Here is a 3,826-nt window from a genome sequence, read left to right on the forward strand (position 1 = left end):
GGAGAGGAGCCGTGTCGCGCTAAGACGCACGTATGCCGTCTGCCCGCGCGCCGATGCGCTGTTCGCGGCATCGWGGACCCCAGGCAGCACGATCTCAGGGGGCCCGGAAGGGTTCACGCTCATCTCGTGCATGTGCTCATGGTGTTGGTCGGCATCGAKCGACTCCTGCTTGTCGCAGCGATCGCTCGTTCGATCGCGTCGTCAAACTGGTCGACGTCAGCCGGCGTGTTCCAGTCGAGGATCTCGGCACCGTAATCCGTCAATCCTTCAGGGATTTGGGCGTCGGGATCGATGCGGATGCCTATGATGCCCTTTCCCTGTTCCTTGCTCCATTGGATTTCTTTCTCGACCCACTCGCTCTGCGAGGTCTCCTTGCCGACGAGCACGATCGTCGCCGACGAACCTTTGATTCGCTCCTGGATCTTTCGGCTGATGTAGTCCGCATCTTGGCTCTTCACAGGGTCGAGCAGGTGGCGTCCGGTGAAGTCAATGTTGACGTTCTTGTTATAGGTCATCAGGTTCAAGCCACGAGCCTTCATCTGATCGGCGTGCTGGTAGCTGATAAAAATCCGACGGGTCACGCGCCCTCCTCAGCTGGAGTGAGCGTGGCCATCTGCTTGCACAACGGGCACTTCTTCAGCAGCGCCCCGCTCTTGATGACATAGCCACACTCACGGCATCGCCACTTGCGGTTCTTGGAGCTGTTGGGGACTTTCGAAAGTTCGGCGTCCGTCTGGTAGTAGTCGTGAGCGTCCGACCAGCTGAATCCGGCCTCCCGACCCCACGAGKGATATGCGTAGCCCGATCGAGCACGTGCGAACGTTTCGATGCGAGCGACTTCGCCGAGATATTCGGCCGTGCGCTCGGGGCGTTCGTCGCATGCGCTGCGAAGCGCTGCCACGGTCTCTGCGTCAATTGGCTTCATCGTGCGAAACTGGGCAGAGCATATTCCTGCCAGCGGCTCCACCAAGTCGCCCACGGCGATGGGGTCGATGAAATGCATCCTGTCGGCGGCGAGGGCGTAGTCACGATTGACGGCGCCTTGGGTGCCTTCCGTGTACCAGCCCACGTGGTAATACCCGGAGATCACTCTCCCTTGGTGCGCCTTGCGCGTCGTGAGGAAGAATATGGTGGCCGCGCCATCGTKAACGATCCGGTTCCGCATTGACGGCTCGCACGTAGAGAACAGGCCATACGTTCCGGTCTCGATGTTCGGGTCGCTCTTATTGTCTGCAGGTCGGGTGATCTCACGAACCGGCCATCGGGYGAGAGGCTCCGAGAAGTACACGGACAGGTAGCCCAGTCCGGCGTCATGCAGCTTGCGCCATGGGTCGCCGAGGCGCCGAACCGCCGCGCCCGCGCCGTGATCCCTGGCTTGTCGCACAGTTGATGCTAGGGCTGGCGTCTGACACATCCGGGGAGCCACGCTGGGCGGAGCGGGGAAAGGGTGATGGCCAAGGCTCACTTCACCATCCGCACGGTGCCGTGATCGCGTCGAGGGACTCGACCAAGCCTGCAAGTCAAGCAGCTGAACGGCCTCCGACGCTCGGTCGACGCGAGGTCAACGCTCTTCCCTCACATGCCGAGCGGCTTCCCACCACTCACCAGGGCTTTGGAGGGCGAAGTTGCGACGACAAGCCCACATGTGGACTCGCCCAACAGCTTGCGCATCTCGAATGCACCGATAGGCCCTGACCACCGCGCGTCCGAATATCCCGCCCAGCCAGGCGTCGATCAGATCGGACAGACCTCAGCTCGGCGACCATCGGAAGCATCACGTCACTAACGTCGACGATCAGGGGATCCTCGTCCTCATGGTCCTCGATACGATAGGCCTCTTCCCCCGCGCCGGGAAACTGCCGCCTCAGTCTTGAACAACCCCAAGAATGCGGTCGACGATATCCTGCAGGCGGTTGACTCGCCCTGGCACGGCGGCGAGCCACGGCGATCGAGCCGTCGCTCGATCGTCGTCATTCGCCGCCACATATCGCTCGCAGATCAGGAGTAGCGTCGACAGTTGCTCTTCAAGCTCGACTTGGTCCTGAGTGCTTCCCGCGATAGCCATTGCTTCACGGAGCGCCATGATCAACTCCTTGAGGCCGAAGACCGGCACGGGGTCACCATCTGCTGGAGCCTTCTCACTTGGAGCCCAGTCGGACAGAGCGACCGACCAGGCGTTCCGCGCCCTCCMAGCGTCGCCGACTCCGTAGAGCGGCATGACCAATTCGAGGAGGCGGATTGGCTTATCGGCTCGGCGGTCGAGGTCCGGAATCTGGACGCGTGGCGTGCCGCGACCAAACGCGGGGTGGGCGGTGATCGTCGTAATCGATCCCGGGGCGTAGTGCTTGCCCCGGGCGGAGAGGTCCTCGATTAGCCGGCCCTGCAGGTGGGCAAGCTCTCCCACGTTGATCGGCCACCAATGCGGCATCTCTTGCTTCCGGAAATAGGCGGTGACGTGAACCTGCCCCTCGCGGATCTGGAACTGAACGAGAACAAACGCGGGAAACAAGCGCCTTTCACCAGAGAGATCTGCGGACGGCTCGACCAGGATGGCGACGGCGCGGCTGGTTTCCGCATCGTCCGCGAGTGCACGCGCCGCTTCCTTCAGTTGGTCCGTGTGGCCCGTCTGCAGTTCCGGGTCAATCGAACCGTAGGCACTGATCCTTTGACCATGGTTGAAGCTGGCGCCTCGGCCCGCTCGAGGCGACTGCCACCACCCAATCGTCCGATCGAACCATGCTTGAGGATCCGATTCAGTGGATGGCAGATCCGGGTAAAGCGGAGGGATGCTCAGCGCGCTAGCACCATCGATGACAACGCACACGAGTGGAAGAGCAGCGGAATTGTACGGCGTCGGGAGCGACACAATCCTCTCGTGCACCTCATGGGCCGTCGTGCCAACTATGCGCCCCCGCTCCGCGTCGTCGTTGAGATACCACTGCGAAGTCGGAAGGGTCTGGAGGTCGATCGCCCMTCCCGGGCCGACGGGCTTGACATCTACGATCCTCACGCCCRCAGTCCGAGGCGCCGTGGGTGCGATCGTCAGGAGTCGCGCAATTGGCGAACCTTGATTATCGATGTGCCCTGCGCTGGGAGCGCTCACGACCAGCATGGTTTGTTCAGCGTCGACGGTCGTCAGACCGCGGTGCGACAGCGTAAATGGTCGAGAGACATGCTTGTGGCCGTGCAGAGCGATATCTACCCGCTGTGTGGCAAGCCATTCGAGGACTTCGCCCAAGTTCAGTATCGACTCATAGGGCTTGATTTCGGCTACCGCGCCAACCGGCATGAGCTGATGGTGCATCACGGTGATCTTCAAAGGATCGCCGAGTTGCTTGGACGCGGTTTCAAGAGCCTGGGCTGCATGCCGGAGTTGGTGCTGCCCAAGCCACGCAACATCGACCTCGCCTCGCTCCGCCCAAGCTTTGAGAAGCTCAGTGACCGCCGGGTCCGCTGCGTTCGGAAGTTGGTTAAACCGAKAGTCGAGAGCGGACTCAATTGGCAGGTCGGTCTGACAGAGATCTGCAGAGTTGATCGCAACGATGACGTACGATCCATCCTTCGCCGTGAGCGTTGTCGGCTGAGCCGGAGCCCCATCCGCTCCTTCCAGCGAATCAACGCCTTCTAGCAGCGGGGTGATGTAGCCGTGTTTGCGAAGCTGAACAAAGTCCTGATAGCGCTCAGCGGATGAAGGTGGCGCTCCGCGGAGTACGTCATGGTTCCCTGGGACTACCACGACCCTCTCAGGCGGCACCACGGTCGGCACCAGCGGTGCGAGGATCTCTGGCAGACGACGGTAGCCACCTGGATCATCGCGGTCAACGAC

General features: G+C 61.8%; 3 protein-coding genes. All 3 read right to left on the reverse strand.

Features of this window, described 5'->3' with window-relative positions:
- Window positions 1–119: 119 nt before the first annotated feature.
- Window positions 120–581, reverse strand: a complete 462-nt coding sequence (locus AC1DP3_RS17970; protein ID WP_477295680.1) for a TIR domain-containing protein — start codon at window positions 579–581, stop codon at window positions 120–122.
- Window positions 578–1,384, reverse strand: coding sequence for a rubredoxin-like domain-containing protein (locus tag AC1DP3_RS17975; protein ID WP_477295682.1), 807 nt, complete (start codon window positions 1,382–1,384; stop codon window positions 578–580). The genes AC1DP3_RS17970 and AC1DP3_RS17975 overlap by 4 nt, the downstream gene beginning before the upstream one ends.
- A gap of 480 nt (window positions 1,385–1,864) precedes the next feature.
- The coding region (locus AC1DP3_RS17980) for a hypothetical protein (protein ID WP_477295684.1) at window positions 1,865–3,826 on the reverse strand (1,962 nt) is incomplete at its 5' end.

The sequence above is a fragment of the Microbacterium sp. P5_B6 genome (assembly GCF_056400345.1).